The organism is Synechococcus sp. UW179B (genome assembly GCF_900474245.1).
Lineage (GTDB): Bacteria > Cyanobacteriota > Cyanobacteriia > PCC-6307 > Cyanobiaceae > Synechococcus_C.
Genome location: NZ_UCNZ01000026.1, coordinates 159401 through 176637 on the forward strand (window position 1 = coordinate 159401; position 17237 = coordinate 176637).

The window sequence follows — 17237 nt, forward strand, 5'->3', positions numbered from 1 at the left end:
AGATGCAACGTTGTCCTGAACCAGAGTTGATGAATGCGCCTGATCAGGTGATCGCCTATGCCGAAGCAGATTTTAGTTCCGGCGACCATTCTGTGATTGAGCGTTTATACGAACTGATTGATGAATCTTCGACTACTCTTTCTCCAGGAAGCTTGATCCTTGACTTGGGTTGCGGTCCGGGAAATATATCTGAGCGGCTTGCTGCTCGTTGGCCCCTGTCGAACGTGATTGGTCTGGATGGTGCTCCTTCCATGATCAATATTGCTACACAGCGACTGACTAGTTTAAGACCTGCTTTTCAGAATTTGAACTATAAGCTTGTTGATTTAAGCCATTATTCTGTCGATAAAATGAATCAATTAAAGGGTGCTTCTGTGATTGTGAGTAATAGTCTTTTGCATCATCTCCATCATCCCCAAAAGCTATGGGATTGCGTGAAGGAGCTTGCCGCTCCCAACGCTTTTATGTTGCACCGCGATCTTCGTCGTCCCTCCCATGAGCAGGAGGTTGATGCTCTTTGTGATCGGTACGCCAGGGAGGCTCCTTCCGTTTTGCAGCGCGATTTTCGAGCATCATTGTTCGCCGCTTTCACTCCAGAAGAGGTTCGTGAACAGCTCGATCTGGCTGGACTGAGTCAATTCAGGGTGGAGGCGATTGGTGATCGTTACCTCGAGGTATGCGGTCAGTGGTGTCCTTGATGCTGTCTCGACCGTTGACTGTCAGGCTGGTGGTGTCAACAGCGAGATCATGAGCACGCATTTGGGAGCTGAAAGCAGCGAGTCGTTGGATGCATTGCGTGGTGAGGATGGGCTTGCTGAAGCTGTGGCGAGACGTCGCAATTTTGCGATTATTTCCCACCCAGATGCTGGAAAAACCACGCTCACCGAGAAGCTCTTGCTGTATGGAGGTGCGATTCAGCAGGCTGGCGCTGTGAAGGCTCGTGGTGAGCAACGCAAGGTCACCTCTGATTGGATGGAGCTGGAAAAACAGCGCGGTATTTCGATTACGTCGACCGTTCTGCAATTCGACTATTCCGGAAGCACCATTAATTTGCTTGATACTCCTGGTCACCAGGATTTCTCTGAAGATACCTACCGAACCCTTGCTGCCGCCGATAACGCGGTGATGCTTGAAGATGCTGCAAAGGGTCTTGAGCCTCAAACGCGCAAGCTGTTTGAGGTTTGCCGGATGCGGGAGATCCCGATTTTTACGTTCATCAACAAGATGGACCGTCCTGGAAGAGAGCCCTTAGCTCTGCTCGACGAAATTGAGGCTGAATTAGGCCTGACTCCTTGGGCTGTGAATTGGCCGATTGGCAGCGGTGAACTGTTTCGTGGTGTGATTGATCGCCGTACGCGTCAGGTTGTTCTATTTAGTCGCGCTGAGCGTGGTCGTCAGTCTGAGGAAAAGTTGTTGGATTTGGATGATCCACAATTAACTGACTTGGTAGAGCCAGAGTTGCTCGCTCAGGCTGTGGAAGATCTTGATCTTCTTGAAGCCGCTGGTGCAGAACTTGATCTTGAATTGGTCCATGCCGGTGAACTCACTCCGGTCTTTTTTGGATCAGCCATGACTAATTTTGGCGTGCGTCCATTCCTGGATGCATTTATGGATATGGCCCAAAAGCCAGTTGCACGTGTAGGTACAGACGGCCCTGTTGATCCTTTGCGACCAGAATTCAGCGGATTTGTGTTCAAGCTGCAGGCAAATATGGATCCACGTCACCGTGACCGTGTCGCTTTCGTTCGTGTTTGTAGTGGGCGTTTTGAAAAAGATATGTCCGTGCGCCACGCCCGTACAGGACGCACCATTCGTCTTTCGCGTCCTCAGAAGTTATTTGGTCAAGATAGGGCTGTTGTTGAAGATGCTTATCCAGGTGATGTAATTGGTTTAAATAATCCCGGTATGTTCTCTATTGGAGATACACTTTATACGGGGGCAAAGGTTGAATATGAAGGAATTCCCTGTTTTAGTCCGGAAATCTTTAGTTGGTTGCGCAATCCAAATCCATCTGCTTTCAAAAACTTCCGCAAAGGCGTTAATGAACTCCGAGAGGAGGGTGCCGTTCAAATTCTCTATGACACCGACGAAAGCAAGCGTGATCCAATTCTTGCCGCCGTGGGTCAGTTGCAGTTGGAAGTCGTTCAGCACCGCCTGGAAAATGAGTATGGCGTCGATACCCGCCTCGAACCCCTTGGGTTTCAGGTGGCACGTTGGGTCACTGGTGGCTGGTCATCGTTGGATGACGTGGGACGCATCTTTAATTGCAAAACCGTGCGCGATGCCTGGAATCGCCCCGTCTTGTTGTTCAAAAACGAATGGAATTTGAATCAACTTGTTGAGGAGCATCCCGAGTTGGATCTCAGCACGGTCGCGCCTGTTGTGAGTGGTGTGGAGCCAATCAGCCTTTAATCGGCCGTCGCTGCTCCAAGGCCACTCACAACATTGCTTCACACTCGCCAGACTGATCCAATGGATCTGTTTGTGTTGAGCCACGTTTGGCTTCTACGCCCATGCTCTGATGGCGGCACCGACTATGTGTGTTTTCGTCCTGGGCAGGACCGTGTTGAGGTGGTTGAGGGCTATCACCTCCCCCCCCAGATGCCATTAATCAAACGCAGAAAATGGCTGGATAGCGCTGAGGTCCCCCATTGCAGGAGCCAACTTGAAAAAGTTCAGGGGTTCAAGCACGGCCAGCCACTGTTTTGATTCAACTCAGCTCTCCCGATTACGCGCTCCGCTCGATACGCTCAATAGAGACTGAAGTGGATTAATGGCATCAGGGGTTGATCTCGGCTCGAGCTCAGAGTCCCAGGATCCTTACGAAAGGCTCGGAATTTCTGCTGATGCAGGGTTTGAGGAGGTTCAACAGGCCCGCGAAACCTCTCTGAAAGCCGCTGGTGATGACCCAATGGCTCGGGCACGGATCGAAACCGCCTACGACGCCGTTCTGATGGGGCGCTTGCGTCAACGACAGTCGGGAACGATTAGCTCCGCTGCTGTCACGGCGTCTCGGCTTGAGAGTCAAAGCACAACGACTGCCCCAACGTCACCTGTCAACAGCTCCGCGCTGTTAACCAGAATTCGGAATCTCTCCCTCCCGAATCCAAAGCTGAACTCAGCCACTTTTCTTCCGAGTTTGCGCTTGGTCGATGGGCAAGGGTTGGTGGTGAGACTCATCGCTGGCGGAATTGGTCTGTTGCTGCTTCTTGCCGCTCCCACCGCTGTCGACTTAGTGCTTGCCCTCTCCACGATTGGCTTGTTCATTTCTCAGGTCAAGCGTGGTCGCCGTCCACTTTGTGCTTTGGGGTGGAGCTTGGCTTTCGTGGCCTTGGGTCTGGTGCTGGGAGCCGTGGTCGGAGCCTTGTTTGCGACGCAAGCAGGATTGCCCTTTAATCCGATTCTCCTCCAAGCAGTCCCTGCCTATTTGGTTCTGCTCGCTGGAGCGTTGTTGTTGCTTTGAGCTTGTTGCTTTGAGCTTATTGCTGAGTAAGTCACTTACAGGCTCTCGACGAGTGTTGATAATTCCTTTTCGTCGAGTTTGTAAATCTCACTGCAAAAATGGCATGTGAGTTCAGCTCCATTGTCTTCTTTAAGCATGGTGCTTAGCTCTTCTTTGCCGAACAGTCTCAATGCATTGAGGCTTCTTTCTCGGCTGCAAGGGCAATAAAATTGAATCGGTTGCATCGGTTCCCCGGCGGGAATTGGCTGAGGATCTAAATCTGGGAAAACATCTTTGAGGAGATTTTCTAGGTGATCCTTGCTGCTACGTAGATGTTCGCTGAAGTTGTTGATTTCGCGGCAACGTTCCTCGAGTAAAGCCACCAACGCTGGTTCTCTCGCTGCTTTGGGTAACACCTGCACTAAAAGTGCACCACTACATTCCAGCCCTTCTTTGTTGATGGTTTCGCCCACAAATACTGCAGAAGGTGTTTGCTCTGAGTGCAGCAAATATGATGCAACATCTTCTCCAATTCCTCCACGAACCAACTCAACAGTGCTGCTGAATGGTTCTCCTTTCCCTTCATCCCTTACAACGTGAAGGTAGCCCGTTCCCGCAGCCGCATTGAAATCAAAGCTGTAGTGACCAGCTTCATTTTCAATGGGGTCTAATTCCAGTTCGGGGTGTCCTACATATCCGCGCACGCGACCATCTCTTCCGGCATCGACAAACAGCCCACCGATGGGTCCATCGGAGCCAATGCGCAGGTTCACACGGCCGTGACGCACCTTCATCGAGCTGGCTAACAACAGCCCAGCACCCATGGCACGACCGAGCATCACCGTTGTCAAATAGGACAGGCGATGCCTCCGCCTCGCTTCGCGTGTGGCTTCTGTGGTGGTCACCGCCACAAGCCTGATGCCTCCGCCAGCTGCCGTGGCCCGGACAAGGCAGTCACCCATGGCGTTTGTTCATCACACCGGCAATGGTGACAGAGCGTGGAGACGCCCCTCCCTCAGGCTCCAATGGTGACCGATCCATCCTTCAAACAGATCCGGTTCATGGGTGACCACGATGAGCAAGCGATCGTGGGCGAGATCTTGAAGCAATTCGAGCACTTCGGAGCGAACGGACCAATCAAGACCAGCGGTTGGTTCATCCAACAGCAGCACTTGTGGGCGGCGCAACAGCTGCACGGCTAAGGCAAGGCGTCGTTGTTGCCCTCCGCTTAAACGTTCGGGGGCCTGTCGCAGATCCACATCACCGAGTCCCACTCGTCTCAGCACATGGCTTCGCTCCTCACTCGTAAGCCGTTTATGGCCAAGCTTTAACTCCTGAGACACGTTCAATCCCAGAAAATGACGTTCAGGAAACTGAAAAACCACACCGCATAGCCAGCGCCTTTGCCGCCGCGAGAGCTCTTCTTGATTCCAGCGGATTGAGCCTTTCTGCGCTGCCGCTAAGCCACTGATCACTTCGAGCAGGCTTGTTTTACCACTGCCGCTATTGCCCGAGATCAGCACTGGCTCGCCTGGGGACGCCTTGAGGTTGATGTCGCTCAGGACCACGCGTTCTGACGTCGCCGGCCGGAATCGAATGTCGTTCAGCTCCAGCATGTGATTCAGAGGCTTCCGTTGGTAGCAGTGCTGTAATCAGCATGATTGATCATGATCGTGGCCGATCTCTTTTGAGACAGCGATGATGCGGAGGTCTCCCATAGGCCATGCACGTTCGTTTCCGAGAGGTTGATCCGTTTAATTGCTGGGTGTGGCTTCGCTTCAGTGAGGCACCCAGTCAAGGGGAGCGAAATTATGTGGATGGCATCTTTGACAGTTGGTATGTGATCGGTCGTCTGGGAGGTTTCAATGCCGAAAACCTTCAGGTGCATGAAGAAGCTGAGGATCTCAGTTTCATGCGTTACGACAACGACGATGCCTCCACGGCGATGCCGGCCTTGATGCACAACATGGGTCAGCTCGAATACCACGAGGAGTGGGCGCGTTGCTGGTTGGACTTGGGGACCAGTGATGGAATTGCTCTGGACGTTTTAATCAATGCCTTAAAGCAACTCAACTCTGATGTTGTGAAGCTCGATGAATTGCTGATCGGTGGCGTCAATGAGGATTGGCCTGTTGAGGATCACCCCGACAGCGTGTTCCCAAACATGAACTGACTCTTTGTTAAATTAAGGCGTCCTATTCACCCCGCACACCTGTCCGTTTCGGGTGCTGGACGTTGTGCTCTGAGCTTTGGCTCATCACGCGCCATACCTGACAGGTGGAGGCGAACCCGAAACCCTCAACAAACATGGCTGTTGTCACTCTCGCCGAGATGATGGAAGCTGGTGCCCACTTTGGCCACCAGACCCGTCGTTGGAACCCCAAAATGTCGCGCTACATCTATTGCGCGCGCAACGGAGTTCACATTATTGATTTGGTGCAGACAGCTGTCTGCATGAATAACGCCTACAAATGGGTGCGTTCAGCTGCGCGTAGCGGCAAGCGTTTCCTTTTTGTTGGTACCAAGAAGCAAGCGTCTGAAGTGGTGGCTCAAGAGGCCCTTCGCTGCGGATCGTCTTACGTCAACCAGCGTTGGTTGGGCGGAATGCTCACCAACTGGACCACGATGAAGGCCCGGATTGATCGTCTCAAAGATCTTGAAAGGATGGAATCCAGTGGTGCCATCGCGATGCGCCCCAAGAAAGAAGGTGCGGTTCTGCGCCGTGAACTCGAGCGTCTCCAGAAGTACTTGGGTGGTCTGAAGAACATGCGTCGGATCCCCGACGTCGTGGTGCTTGTGGATCAGCGCCGTGAAACCAACGCTGTGCTCGAAGCTCGCAAGCTCGACATCTCTTTGGTTTCGATGCTGGATACCAATTGCGACCCTGACTTGTGTGAGGTGCCCATTCCTTGCAACGACGACGCTGTTCGTTCGATTCAGTTGGTTTTGAGCCGTTTGGCTGATGCGATCAACGAAGGACGTCACGGCGGCCAAGATGGCCGTGGTGATGATGGCCAGGGCTGATCATCAGCTCTTAGACGCTTCGTTTTAGCCGCTGCGCGCTCATCGCCGTAGCGGCATTCTCATAGACCCCCCACTTAATTCACCTCATGGCGGCCGTTTCAGCCAAGCTGGTTAAAGAACTGCGCGACAAAACTGGCGCAGGAATGATGGATTGCAAAAAAGCCCTGGCAGAAACCAGTGGTGACACGACGAAAGCCATCGAATGGCTTCGTCAAAAAGGCATCGCAAGTGCTGAAAAGAAATCCAGTCGTGCAGCTGCAGAAGGTGCGATTGGCAGTTACATCCACACCGGTGCTCGTGTGGGTGTGTTGTTAGAGCTCAACTGTGAGACTGATTTCGTTGCCCGTGGCGATCTCTTCCAGGGATTGCTCCGCGACGTGTCGATGCAAGTTGCAGCCTGCCCCAACGTGGAATACGTCAGCACAGACGACATTCCTCAAGACATCATCGATCGTGAGAAATCGATCGAGATGGGGCGCGACGACCTGGATGGCAAGCCTGAACAGATGAAGGTCAAGATCGTCGAAGGACGCATTGGCAAGCGCTTGAAGGAGTTGTCCTTGCTGGATCAACCCTTTATTCGTGACAGCTCAATGTCCGTAGCCGATTTGGTCAAGGAGGTGGCTGGAAAGATTGGTGAAAACGTGAAGGTTCGCCGCTTTACCCGTTACACCCTTGGTGAAGGCATTGAAATCGAGCAGGTCGACTTTGCTACGGAAGTGGCATCGATGACGAACAGCTGATTTTGACGGCTGAGTCTCACTCCACGAGCGGTTACGACCCCAAGGAGCAGCTGCGTCGGCTTCAACAACAAAGCCGACGTCTTGCTCCAGTGTTGTATCGAGAGCAAGCGCTTTACCTACAACTTTTGCGCGAGCTCTTGTTGCCAAGCGTGCGTAATGCCGTCGGCCATCTCTTGTGCGAACGGGGTGAACGACTGTCGCGGATGTCCGTAGAGAAACAGGCGGAACTGCAGCAAACCTTTGATGGACTTGTCCAGCGCTGCTCCAGCCTGCTGACTGTTGAGCAGCTGATGGATCTTTCCAGGCGCCTTCAGAAAGAAGTTTCAGAGTATCGGCAGCAGGCCCAACGCGAGGTGAGCCAGTCCCTTCAGGCTGATGCTCAAACTGAACCGAGAGACATCAATCGTGGTGGGATTGAGTTAAGCCTGAGTCCTCCCATTGAGCATCCTGATCTGCTCGAGGGATTGCTTCCTCGCATGGAGCCTGATGTGGAGATTGAGGTTGATGACCCATCCATGGAGCCCGTGGATGAGCAGCCTCCATCGGTTCAGGATCCGATTGATTCAGAGTCAGCTACTGATGGCACGTCAGCGGACTTTGATCTGTTGCGCTCCCTGTTTTTGATGGCTGGTGAGGCGATGCAGCAGGGCGATTCGGCTGGTGAGCCAATGAGTTTTGAATCCGATGCGTCTGGGCTGGGTGACTCCGTTCTCCCAGCAGATCAGCTGGAGAAGGAATGGCTCCCCTCGATGCCTGTGGATTTGGTCAATTGGCTGGAAGGACAGGAGGCCGCGTTAAACCGCAGGATTCGCAATTTGTCCCATGCCCTCAATGTTGAGTTGCTGAGTGCAGGTTTGGTGAGCAGCCTGCTTCCAACCACGCTCCTGGATGCCGCCATCGCTGGACAGTTGCAGGCGCTTCCTTCGCCCTCAAATCTTTTACGGCTCAAGCTTCCTTTGCCCATTCCTTCGCAGGACCAGCCGTTGGAAATCCTCAGCATTTTGCTCAGGCCAGCAGATCTCGAATACGACAACGGTTCTCTGAGGCACAGCCGATACCGATTGCGCCAACATCGCAGCAATTTGCTCACAATGGTGCGGCAGCAGCGGCATTGGCAGAGCCGTCTTACCAGTCAGGAGGTTCAGAGTCAGTGGTGGCCCAATCCGCCGACGACAGGTCAGGACTGACCCCGGCGCTGGATCGTCAGGGCTTGGAGTGTTTTCTTGCCTGGCTACGCCCGCTGCAGCAGTCCCTCTCCTTAGAAGCGGATAGGGGATTTCTCGATCTACAAGGGCGTCATGAACGGTTTCATGCCTTTCTGAGCCGCCAATTGGCAACGCCCCCTCCGGTGCCTTTGCCCCATGACAGCTTGGTCCGTCTGCAGGCTTTATCAACTGACTTTGCTGCCTATCCCGAATTAGGGGATGCCGGCCGCCGCCGCCTCGTCACTGGCACGCGGCAGTGGCTCCACGGTTTGCGTGCGCGCCTTGAACCATCGGCACCGATGGCCCCCCCGCGGATCAAGGTGGCGTCGTCGTCCCAGTCCTCCGAGCGGGCCACCTCCACTGCTTTCAGTCTCGATTTGGAGTCACCGCTTGCCAGGGTGCATGGCATCGGTCCCAAGTTGGCTGAGCGTTTAGCCAGCCTCGGTCTGCTGGTCGTTCGTGATCTGATCCAGCACTACCCGAGAGATTATGTCGATTACTCCGCCTTGCGCAGAATTGAGGCCTTGGAGGCTGGAGAAACCGCAACGATCGTGGCCACGGTGCGTCGATCCCATGGATTTACCAGTCCTCGCAATCCGAATCTCTCGATTATTGAGTTGCAGCTTCAAGACCCCACCGGTCGGATCAAGGTGACACGCTTTTTGGCGGGGAAACGATTTAGCAATCCCTCCTACCTGCATGGTCAAACCCGTCAGTACCCAGTGGGTGCCACGGTGGCTGTGAGCGGTTTGGTCAAAAGTGGGCCCTATGGCGTCAGCTTTCAGGACCCCTTGATTGAGGTGATGGAAAGCGCCAACGCACCGTTGCGTTCTCGTCAAATTGGCCGCTTGTTGCCTGTGTATCCCCTCACCGAAGGTCTCACGGCTGATCGTTTTCGAAGCTTGGTGGAAGCGGTTTTACCCGCCGTTCATCTTTGGCCTGAACCCCTGCCTGCGCCGCGCCGCGAAGCACGTGGTTTGTTGGCTCGCGATCAAGCGCTGGTGGCCATCCATCGGCCAGAAAATAGCGAGCAATTACAGCAAGCGCGTCATCGCTTGGTGTTTGACGAATTTCTGCTTCTGCAGCTCAGCTTGATGCAACGCAGAGCTGCCCTGCGTCAGCGTTCGGCGCCCGTGCTTCATGGGGGCTTGGAGCGTGAAGGATTGGTGGGTCGATTTCTATCCCTGCTCCCGTTTGAACTCACGGGTGCTCAGAAGCGGGTGTTCGCGGACATCGAACAGGATCTGGAGCGACCCGAACCGATGGCCCGGCTCGTGCAGGGGGATGTGGGAAGCGGAAAAACCGTTGTAGCGATTGCGGCGTTGCTCCGGGCCGTGGAAGCTGGCTGGCAAGGCGCCTTGATGGCGCCAACAGAGGTTTTGGCGGCGCAGCATTACCGCAGTCTGTGTAGCTGGTTGCCTCCACTCCACGTCAGCGTGGAGCTGCTCACTGGCTCAACCCCGCGTCGCAGCCGACGCCAAATTTTGAGCGATCTCGCCGGCGGTACGTTGCGCATTCTTGTGGGCACCCATGCTCTCTTGGAAGATCCAGTCGAGTTCGAACGGCTGGGACTGGTGGTGGTGGATGAGCAACATCGCTTTGGCGTGCGTCAACGCAACCGTCTTCTCGACAAGGGACTGCAGCCCCATCTGCTCACGATGACCGCCACACCGATCCCGCGAACGTTGGCCCTGTCGCTCCATGGTGATCTCGACGTGAGTCAAATCGATGAACTCCCTCCGGGGCGAACGCCGATTCGCACCAAGGTTGTGAAGAGCTCTGAGCGTGAGGAGGCCTATGAGCTCATCCGGGAACAGGTGCTTCAGGGGCAGCGGATTTATGTGGTGCTCCCTCTGGTGGAGGAATCAGAAAAAGTTGATCTGCGTTCAGCGGTTGATGTGCATCGTCAACTCTCGGAGGAGGTGTTTCCAGAGTTCAGCGTTGGCCTGCTCCACGGCCGTTTAGCCAGCGCTGAGAAGCAGGCCGTGATTGCTGATTTTGCCGGCGGCGCAACTCAGATCTTGGTATCAACCACCGTGGTGGAAGTGGGGGTGGATGTTCCTGAAGCCAGTGTGATGGTGATTGATCATGCCGATCGGTTTGGTTTGGCTCAGTTGCACCAGTTGCGGGGACGGGTGGGTCGTGGAGCGGCCGCTTCTTACTGCTTACTCGTGAACGACAGCCGCAACCCTCTGGCCAGACAGCGCCTTGAGGTGTTGGTGCGTTCCAATGATGGATTTGAGATTGCGGAGATGGATCTTCGCTTTCGAGGTCCTGGTCAGGTGTTGGGCACCCGTCAATCGGGTTTGCCCGATTTGGCGCTCGCCAGCCTCGCCGACGATGGCTCTGTTTTGGAGGAAGCTCGCGATGAGGCAGCGAGCATCTTGAAGGAGGATCCCGAACTGAAGGCTCACGATCAACTTCGTGTGTTGTTGGAACAACAACGCAAGCGCGCTGCTGCAGCTGTGCAACTCAACTAGCCATCAACGGGATCGAGATCTCAGCGTCGCTGCGTGTCGCTGCGTTCTCGCCAAGAAACTGGCAATCTGCTCACAGCGATTTCTGTGACTTCTCACCATGCAGCGTCCATGGCATGCCGTTTCGATTGACGATTGCGGTGAATCCTTGCGACCGCTGCGGTCTGTTGTGACCTGCATGGAACCGCACCCCTACGTGTCGTTAGGGGCGCCCTATGGCAAGGGAGCAGACCCCTTTTGTCTTCGCCAAGGGGTGAGGAGCCGTTTGCTGGCTGCTCAGGTTCATCTTTTGGGATTAACGCTGGGTGCAGGACTCCCACACCTTCGGCTTGGGATTTTCGATGCTTGGCGTCCCGTGTCCGTCCAAGCCTTCATGGTGAACCACGCTGTTGAGCAGGAGTGTGCTCGCCAAGGCATCAATCCGGATGATTCTGAGCAGCTGGAGCGCCTGGAGAGCGTTCGCTCCGAGGTGGCACGTTTTTGGGCTCCACCGAGCACTGATTTCTTAATACCGCCACCTCACAGCACCGGTGCTGCTGTGGATCTCACTCTGATTGATGCAAAGGGCACCCCCTTGGATATGGGGGGAGACATCGACGCGATCGGACCTGAATCTCTGCCGCTTCACCATGCCGATGCCGCAGCTGAACATCCTGATGGGAGCGCAGCTTTATTCCATAACCGACGGTGTTTGCTGCATCGGGTGATGTCGCAAGCTGGATTTGTTCGTCACCCCAATGAGTGGTGGCACTTCAGTTTTGGAGATCAGCTTTGGGCTTGGAGCGTTCAAGCGGATCGTGCCATCTACGGAAGGGATCCAGACTTGTTCAGCCTGGAACCTTGAGCATCTCTTGAACAGTGGCGTCACCAAGTTTGGTGATGTGTTCGCCAAAGCCACGCCGCCCGCCAGCATCTTTCCAACTGAGAAGTAAGGGTTCGATGGTTGCTTCAAGGTCTTCCAGGGGCATCTTCTGTAGAAACGGACGCGCCAGTCGCTGCAAATTGGCGCTGCCACCAAGCCAGAGCTGATACTGATTAACGCCGCTGCCAACAAGGCCAAGCTCGGCCATGTAAGGACGAGCGCAACCATTAGGACATCCGGTCATGCGGACAAGAATGGATTTTTTGATCTCTAAATTGTTGAGCTGGGAGTCAAGTCTTTCAAGAACATCGGGCAGAATGCGTTCTGATTCCGTCACGGCCAGTCCGCAGGTCGGTAGGGCTGGACAGGCGAGGGCATGGCGGACCAGGGGAGCAACTTCTGCTGGGAGTTCAAACCCCAATTCAGCCAATTCGGCTTTGATGGATGATTTTTGACTGGATCCAATATTGCAAAGGAGTAGATCTTGATTAGGAGTTAGTCGGATTTCAAGTTGATATCTTTCAACAATCGAGCGAATCCCTGCCTTGATGTCTCCTTCAAGGCGACCACACATGAAGGGGAGGCCTACAAACCACAACCCGGGTTTTTGTCGGTGCCACCCCAAGTAATCCATCAACTTTGCAGGTGCTTCGTTGATCAATTTCTTAATATCTCTTTTGAAATAATCCTTGATTAAGGTTTCACGAAACCACTCAATCCCACGCTTGTGCAAAAGATATTTCATGCGTGCATGCTTTCTAACCTCACGATCCCCATGGTCTCGTTGCAGCGCCATGATGGATTGCAGGAGATCGAAGATGTTTTCAGCTTCTACATAGCCCAAGGGATCAGCAATTCTTGCGAATGTGTCGTCTTGGTTGTGTGTTCTTCCAAGGCCTCCGCCAACGTAAACGTTGCATCCACGCATGGTTCCATTCTTGTTGGTGAAAAGAACGAGTCCAATGTCTTGGGTTAGGAGGTCAACAGAGTTGTCTCCAGGGACGGTTACGGCGACTTTAAATTTTCTGGGGAGATAGGTGTCGCCATAAATGGGTTCATCTTTGCTTCCGGAAAACACCCCTTCGGCGAACTGACGTTCGCGGGCTTGCTTAACAGGCTTTGCAGGCTTAAATCGATAACTAAGGTCTCCATCAACCCACATGTCTAAGTAAGAGCCTTCTGCTGCTTTAGGGCTCAGTAGATCAGCAATCTCGTCGGCAAGTTTTCTGGCAGCCGGATATCCATTGTTTTCAAATGGTGCAGCTGGTGCCATCACGTTTCGATTGATATCACCACAGGCAGCTAATGTTGATCCAAGGTTTTCAATGATCGTACCTATAACTGTTTTAAGATCAGCTTTCGGTATGCCATGCATTTGAAAAGCTTGGCGTGTTGTGATGCGTAGGGTTCCGTTTCCGTACTGATTGGAAAGATCGTCGAGAGCCGAAAATAGTTGTGCTGGAACTCTTCCGCCTGGATTCCTAAGGCGAAGCATCATCTGCCAGCATTTGATTTTATCGGTTTTTCTTAATTCTCTATGGTTTTGTTGGTAACTCCCATGAAACTTGAGTAACTGAACCGCATCCTCACTAAAGCGAATTTCGTCATTGCCCAGCTCTGTCAATAACGGTTCTCGAAGATGTCCGCTGTAGAGCTTTCTCTTTTCAGCCTTAGACAGCGCAGTGTCAATCGATTCCGTAGGTTTTGAAGGGCCATCAAGCATCCGATCGTGCCCTGCTTCTTGCGTCCCTGAGGTTGTCGTCAAACCTTCGTTCACGGATTCAAGGGATAGGTCTTTTGAAACTAGCGAAGCGGCTTCCAATACAGTCAATTGCTACATACCCAATCGGCGTGTCCTCAACATTCCTCCTTGAAATCGGTACCGAGGAACTGCCAGCAGAGTTTGTGCACTCTGCACTGAAGCAGCTTCAGCAGATGGTGGTGTCCGATTTGAAGGACCTTCGATTAAGTCATGGCCGAGTCAGGGTTTCTGGGACGCCTAGACGCCTTGCTGTGCAGGTGGAGGCGTTGATTGATCGTCAGCCCGATTTAGAGGAAGAACGCAAGGGGCCCCCCGTGAAACAGGCCCTGGTGGATGGTCAACCCGGTCCTGCGGCTTTGGGTTTTGCCAAACGTTGTGGGGTGGACCCGGCTGAGCTTCAAGCGCGTGACACCCCGAAGGGTCCTTGTTTGTTTGCCCGTGTTTGCACCCCCGGTGATGCCACCACAACCCTGCTGACGGAGCGCATTCCCGCCTGGATCAATGGTCTGCAAGGCAGGCGATTCATGCGCTGGGGTGATGGTGATCAGCGCTTCAGCCGTCCCGTGCGTTGGTTGGTGTCGCTGGTCGGATCTGAGCTGATTCCGGTCACTCTCTCGGCGGCACAACCCCCGGTTCAAAGCGGGCGGTTGAGTCGATCCCATCGTCTCCGCGATAGCACCTTGGAGATTGCCCGTGCGGATGATTACGTCGATGCCCTAGCGAAGGCTGGTGTGATGGTGGATCGCTCTCAACGGGAGCAGTTGATTCGCTCAGCGTTGGACCAGGAGGCAAGTGCGTGCTCTGCCTCTGTTGATTGTCCAGAAGGTTTATTTGAGGAGTTGGTTGATCTTGTTGAGGCCCCCAGGGTGCTGAGTGGGGAGATTGCCGACTGTTATCTCGATTTGCCACCAGAAGTGATTGTCACGGTGATGCAATCCCATCAGCGCTACGTCCCTTTGAAACGGGAGAACGCTCATGACGATCCCCTGGCTCTTCAGGCTCGGGACGTTCTGCTGTCCAAGTTTTTGCTCGTGAGCAATGGCCTTGATCGTGCAGATGCAACCATCGTTCGGGGGAATGAGCGGGTGTTGGGTGCTCGCTTGGCTGATGCTGAATTTTTCCTGAACGTGGATCGGAAAAGTCCGAGTGAGACGCGCCGCGATGGCCTGGATCGCGTCACCTTTGCCAAGGGGCTCGGCAGCTTGCGAGATCGATGTGATCGGATCGCCTGGATGACGGAGCGTTTAATCGAATCGCTCTCCATTCCTGCAGACATCGCCACGCATGCCAAGAGAGCAGCTCATTTCTGCAAGCATGATTTGGTGAGCCAGATGGTGGGCGAGTTCCCTGAGCTGCAGGGATTGATCGGCGGCAAATACTTGTTGGAAGAGGGTGAAGATCGCCAGGTTGCGCTTGCTGTCGCTGAGCACTACCAGCCCCGCGGGGCTGGAGATGCCCTTCCCTCCAGCGATGCTGGAGCGCTTTTGGCCCTATCTGAGCGCTTGGAATTGCTCTTGAGCATCTACGCCAAGGGCGACCGTCCCAGCGGTTCATCGGATCCTTATGCCTTGCGTCGGGCTGGGAATGGCATTGTTCAGATTCTTTGGGACAGGGGATGGCGTCTCTCGTTGCAGAGCCTGCTGTCGGATGCAGCAAATTATTGGGCGGAACGGTTCCCCTCCTTTGCGGTGCAACCTGAGGCTTTAGTGGCAGATCTTTCGCTGTTATTACGACAGCGGATGGTGTCTCAGTTTGAGGAGGATGGTTTCCCTGCCGATTTGGTTCAAGCGGTGGCAGGGGAGTCCGTTGGCGACGAGCGTCTGCTCAGTGATCCAGTCGATGCTCGAGAACGTCTTGTCCTGCTGCATCAGCTTCGTGGCGATCAACGCCTGCAGGCCGTGCAAGCGGTTGTGCAACGTGCAGCCAAACTCGCCGAGAAGGGTGATCTCGGAAGCGATCAGCTCAGTCCTAAGGGGGTTGTTAAAGCTGATTTGTTCGAATCAGAGAGCGAAGCTTCCCTGCTGCAATCGCTGGAGGACCTGTCGCCTCTCGCACAATCACGCAATTACATCGAGCTTGCGGAGGGTTTGCAGGGTGCCGCCAAGGCACTTGAGGCCTTTTTTGATGGACCACAAAGCGTGATGGTGATGGCGGACAATCCAGATGTCCGCCGTAATCGCCTCAACCTTCTAGGTATTTTGAAAAATCAGGCATCAGTCCTGGCGCAATTTGATTGCATCCAGTCCTGATGTCTCGAAGCGGGGCCTCAGCTTGCAGTGACCTTGGAACGCTCTTCCTCGATCCCCGCCTCTCCTTGTTTGGGAGCATGACCTGAGGTCTGAGCCTTGATCGCTTGGGCAGCTTCGTCGGCTAAGAAGTCACCATCGGACCTGCCAACGGCTGAAGGAACGGAGTCGTAGGTGGAGGGGGCTAAAGCTTGACCGCGGAGAAGACTGCCAAGGGTGCGAGCGGTGAGTTTCACCTGTTGCCAGGGATTCATCATCACGACCTTTTTGTACAGATAGCTGTCAAAGGTCAGCTTCTGGACGTCTTGGTCATCGCACATTTCAACGAATGCTTCTCGAGCTGCATCAGTGCGATAGAAGATGCGTTGAAGAATATCGAGCACGATGTACGTGGCTCCATATTTGCGATCCCATCGCTTGAGGTAGGTGTTTTTGATCTCCTTTTCAGTGGGCATTTGCGTGCCGTTTTTGGAGATTTCAACAATCGCTTCCGCGCACATGCGGCCGCTCTTTGCGGCGAAATAGATCCCTTCTCCTGAGCTCTTGGTCACGTAACCAGCGGCATCTCCCACAAGGGCCATACGGCCCACCACTCTGCGAGGGCGGGGATGTTCGGGAATGGGGTGCGCTTCAACTTTGATCACTTCGCCCTTGAACAGACGCTTTCGGGCCCGTTCGCGAATGCCTTTTTGAAGCCCCTTAATCAGGGATTGATTTTGTTGCATGGTCCCTGTCCCCACGGCCACGTGGTCGTACTTAGGGAACACCCAGGCATAGAAGTCGGGTGAGACATCTGTTCCTACGTACATCTCGGCGAGATCCTCGTAGTAAGCCATCTCTTCTGCCGGCAGCTTGATGCGTTCCTGAAACGCGATCGCCACCTTGTAATCACCAGCGTCCATCGCTTTGGCGACCCGGGAGTTGGCTCCATCGGCGCCAATGATCAGATCCACGTCCAGGCTTTTCATTTCGCCGGTAGGACCGCCTGAGCTGTAGTCGGCGTAATGGAGGGTGTAAGGACCTTGGCGATTGTCTCCAGTGTCGATCTTTTGCACCAACCCATTAATAAGGGTGGTGCCTAGGTCGGCAGCTCGGTTGCGAAGGAAGGAGTCGAACACCTCGCGTCGACACATGCCGATATAGGCATTGTCGTCGTATCCGAGGGGATCCAATTTGATATCAACCTCCCGATTGGAGGGTGAAATCATCTTCATGTTTCGTACTTTGCGGTCGATGATCGAATCCGGAAGATCGAATTCCTCAACCATGCAAAGCGGAATCGCTCCCCCGCAAGGCTTGGCGTTATCGAGTTTTCTCTCGAACAACCAGGTCTTGATGCCGGCCCGTGCAAGCACTTCTGCGGCACAGGATCCGCTCGGTCCACCACCGACAACGGCAACTCTCAGCATCTCAGCAAACTCCGCCGGGTCATTGATTTCAAACTAATCACGCATCCTGAAAAGTGGTACTAGGCCC

15 protein-coding genes are annotated in these 17237 nt (G+C 54.1%); 11 read left to right on the top strand and 4 right to left on the bottom strand.

What is annotated here, in order from left to right:
* Nucleotides 1–2: 2 nt before the first annotated feature.
* The 4 genes from DXY38_RS12040 (at nt 3) to DXY38_RS12055 (ending at nt 3463) form a co-directional block, all read left to right on the top strand.
* Nucleotides 3–698 (top strand): trans-aconitate 2-methyltransferase, encoded by a 696-nt coding sequence (locus DXY38_RS12040; RefSeq protein WP_115071837.1) that lies wholly within the window; start codon nt 3–5, stop codon nt 696–698.
* 49 nt (nt 699–747) lie between these two features.
* Nucleotides 748–2412, top strand: coding sequence for a peptide chain release factor 3 (locus tag DXY38_RS12045; protein ID WP_371411014.1), 1665 nt, complete (start codon nt 748–750; stop codon nt 2410–2412).
* Between the two features lie 60 nt (nt 2413–2472).
* Nucleotides 2473–2709 (top strand): hypothetical protein, encoded by a 237-nt coding sequence (locus tag DXY38_RS12050; RefSeq protein WP_006852465.1) that lies wholly within the window; start codon nt 2473–2475, stop codon nt 2707–2709.
* Between the two features lie 64 nt (nt 2710–2773).
* A complete protein-coding gene (locus tag DXY38_RS12055; protein WP_115071838.1) occupies nt 2774–3463 on the top strand; it encodes a CPP1-like family protein in 690 nt (229 codons plus the stop codon).
* Nucleotides 3464–3498: 35 nt separating this feature from the next.
* Here the strand turns inward: DXY38_RS12055 and hslO are convergent, their stop codons facing one another.
* Both hslO and DXY38_RS12065 read right to left on the bottom strand, forming a co-directional pair.
* Nucleotides 3499–4404, bottom strand: coding sequence for an Hsp33 family molecular chaperone HslO (gene hslO, locus DXY38_RS12060; RefSeq protein ID WP_115071839.1), 906 nt, complete (start codon nt 4402–4404; stop codon nt 3499–3501).
* A gap of 12 nt (nt 4405–4416) precedes the next feature.
* A complete protein-coding gene (locus DXY38_RS12065) occupies nt 4417–5058 on the bottom strand; it encodes an ABC transporter ATP-binding protein (protein WP_115071840.1) in 642 nt (213 codons plus the stop codon).
* A 107-nt stretch (nt 5059–5165) separates the two neighbouring features.
* Between DXY38_RS12065 and DXY38_RS12070 the strand changes: the two genes are divergently transcribed.
* From DXY38_RS12070 to DXY38_RS12095, 6 genes are all read left to right on the top strand, one after another.
* Nucleotides 5166–5615 carry a DUF3531 family protein gene (locus DXY38_RS12070; protein WP_006852469.1) on the top strand — a complete coding sequence of 150 codons (450 nt, stop codon included), beginning with the start codon at nt 5166–5168 and terminating at the stop codon, nt 5613–5615.
* A gap of 134 nt (nt 5616–5749) precedes the next feature.
* Entirely contained in the window at nt 5750–6466 is a 717-nt protein-coding gene (gene rpsB, locus DXY38_RS12075) for a 30S ribosomal protein S2 (protein WP_006852470.1), read from the top strand.
* A gap of 86 nt (nt 6467–6552) precedes the next feature.
* The gene (gene tsf, locus DXY38_RS12080) at nt 6553–7209 is read left to right on the top strand and encodes a translation elongation factor Ts (RefSeq protein ID WP_115071841.1); all 657 of its coding nucleotides are present in this window, start codon (nt 6553–6555) and stop codon (nt 7207–7209) included.
* 2 nt (nt 7210–7211) lie between these two features.
* Nucleotides 7212–8396 carry a hypothetical protein gene (locus DXY38_RS12085; RefSeq protein ID WP_115071842.1) on the top strand — a complete coding sequence of 395 codons (1185 nt, stop codon included), beginning with the start codon at nt 7212–7214 and terminating at the stop codon, nt 8394–8396.
* Complete coding sequence (gene recG / locus DXY38_RS12090; RefSeq protein WP_115071843.1) at nt 8360–10894, top strand: ATP-dependent DNA helicase RecG; 2535 nt, start codon at nt 8360–8362, stop codon at nt 10892–10894. Before DXY38_RS12085 ends, recG begins: the two co-directional genes overlap by 37 nt.
* Nucleotides 10895–10991: 97 nt before the next feature.
* The gene (locus DXY38_RS12095; protein ID WP_115071844.1) at nt 10992–11735 is read left to right on the top strand and encodes a M15 family metallopeptidase; all 744 of its coding nucleotides are present in this window, start codon (nt 10992–10994) and stop codon (nt 11733–11735) included.
* On the opposite strand, the gene DXY38_RS12100 is transcribed toward DXY38_RS12095, so the two are convergent.
* Nucleotides 11719–13476, bottom strand: coding sequence for an NADPH-dependent assimilatory sulfite reductase hemoprotein subunit (locus DXY38_RS12100; protein ID WP_115072051.1), 1758 nt, complete (start codon nt 13474–13476; stop codon nt 11719–11721). The two genes, DXY38_RS12095 and DXY38_RS12100, sit on opposite strands and share 17 nt — an antisense overlap.
* Before the next feature lie 128 nt (nt 13477–13604).
* Between DXY38_RS12100 and glyS the strand changes: the two genes are divergently transcribed.
* Nucleotides 13605–15764, top strand: a complete 2160-nt coding sequence (gene glyS, locus DXY38_RS12105) for a glycine--tRNA ligase subunit beta (protein ID WP_115071845.1) — start codon at nt 13605–13607, stop codon at nt 15762–15764.
* Between the two features lie 17 nt (nt 15765–15781).
* On the opposite strand, the gene chlP is transcribed toward glyS, so the two are convergent.
* Nucleotides 15782–17170: a geranylgeranyl reductase gene (gene chlP / locus DXY38_RS12110; protein ID WP_115071846.1), complete on the bottom strand. Its 1389-nt coding sequence runs from the start codon at nt 17168–17170 to the stop codon at nt 15782–15784.
* Nucleotides 17171–17237 lie beyond the last annotated feature (67 nt).

Coding starts and splice junctions, on each gene's coding strand:
- DXY38_RS12040 (WP_115071837.1), top strand. CDS start 3: ATGCAACGTTGTCCTGAACCAGAGTTGATGAATGCGCCTGATCAGGTG.
- DXY38_RS12045 (WP_371411014.1), top strand. CDS start 748: ATGAGCACGCATTTGGGAGCTGAAAGCAGCGAGTCGTTGGATGCATTG.
- DXY38_RS12050 (WP_006852465.1), top strand. CDS start 2,473: ATGGATCTGTTTGTGTTGAGCCACGTTTGGCTTCTACGCCCATGCTCT.
- DXY38_RS12055 (WP_115071838.1), top strand. CDS start 2,774: ATGGCATCAGGGGTTGATCTCGGCTCGAGCTCAGAGTCCCAGGATCCT.
- hslO (WP_115071839.1), bottom strand. CDS start 4,404: ATGGGTGACTGCCTTGTCCGGGCCACGGCAGCTGGCGGAGGCATCAGG.
- DXY38_RS12065 (WP_115071840.1), bottom strand. CDS start 5,058: ATGCTGGAGCTGAACGACATTCGATTCCGGCCGGCGACGTCAGAACGC.
- DXY38_RS12070 (WP_006852469.1), top strand. CDS start 5,166: ATGCACGTTCGTTTCCGAGAGGTTGATCCGTTTAATTGCTGGGTGTGG.
- rpsB (WP_006852470.1), top strand. CDS start 5,750: ATGGCTGTTGTCACTCTCGCCGAGATGATGGAAGCTGGTGCCCACTTT.
- tsf (WP_115071841.1), top strand. CDS start 6,553: ATGGCGGCCGTTTCAGCCAAGCTGGTTAAAGAACTGCGCGACAAAACT.
- DXY38_RS12095 (WP_115071844.1), top strand. CDS start 10,992: ATGCAGCGTCCATGGCATGCCGTTTCGATTGACGATTGCGGTGAATCC.
- DXY38_RS12100 (WP_115072051.1), bottom strand. CDS start 13,476: ATGCTTGATGGCCCTTCAAAACCTACGGAATCGATTGACACTGCGCTG.
- chlP (WP_115071846.1), bottom strand. CDS start 17,170: ATGCTGAGAGTTGCCGTTGTCGGTGGTGGACCGAGCGGATCCTGTGCC.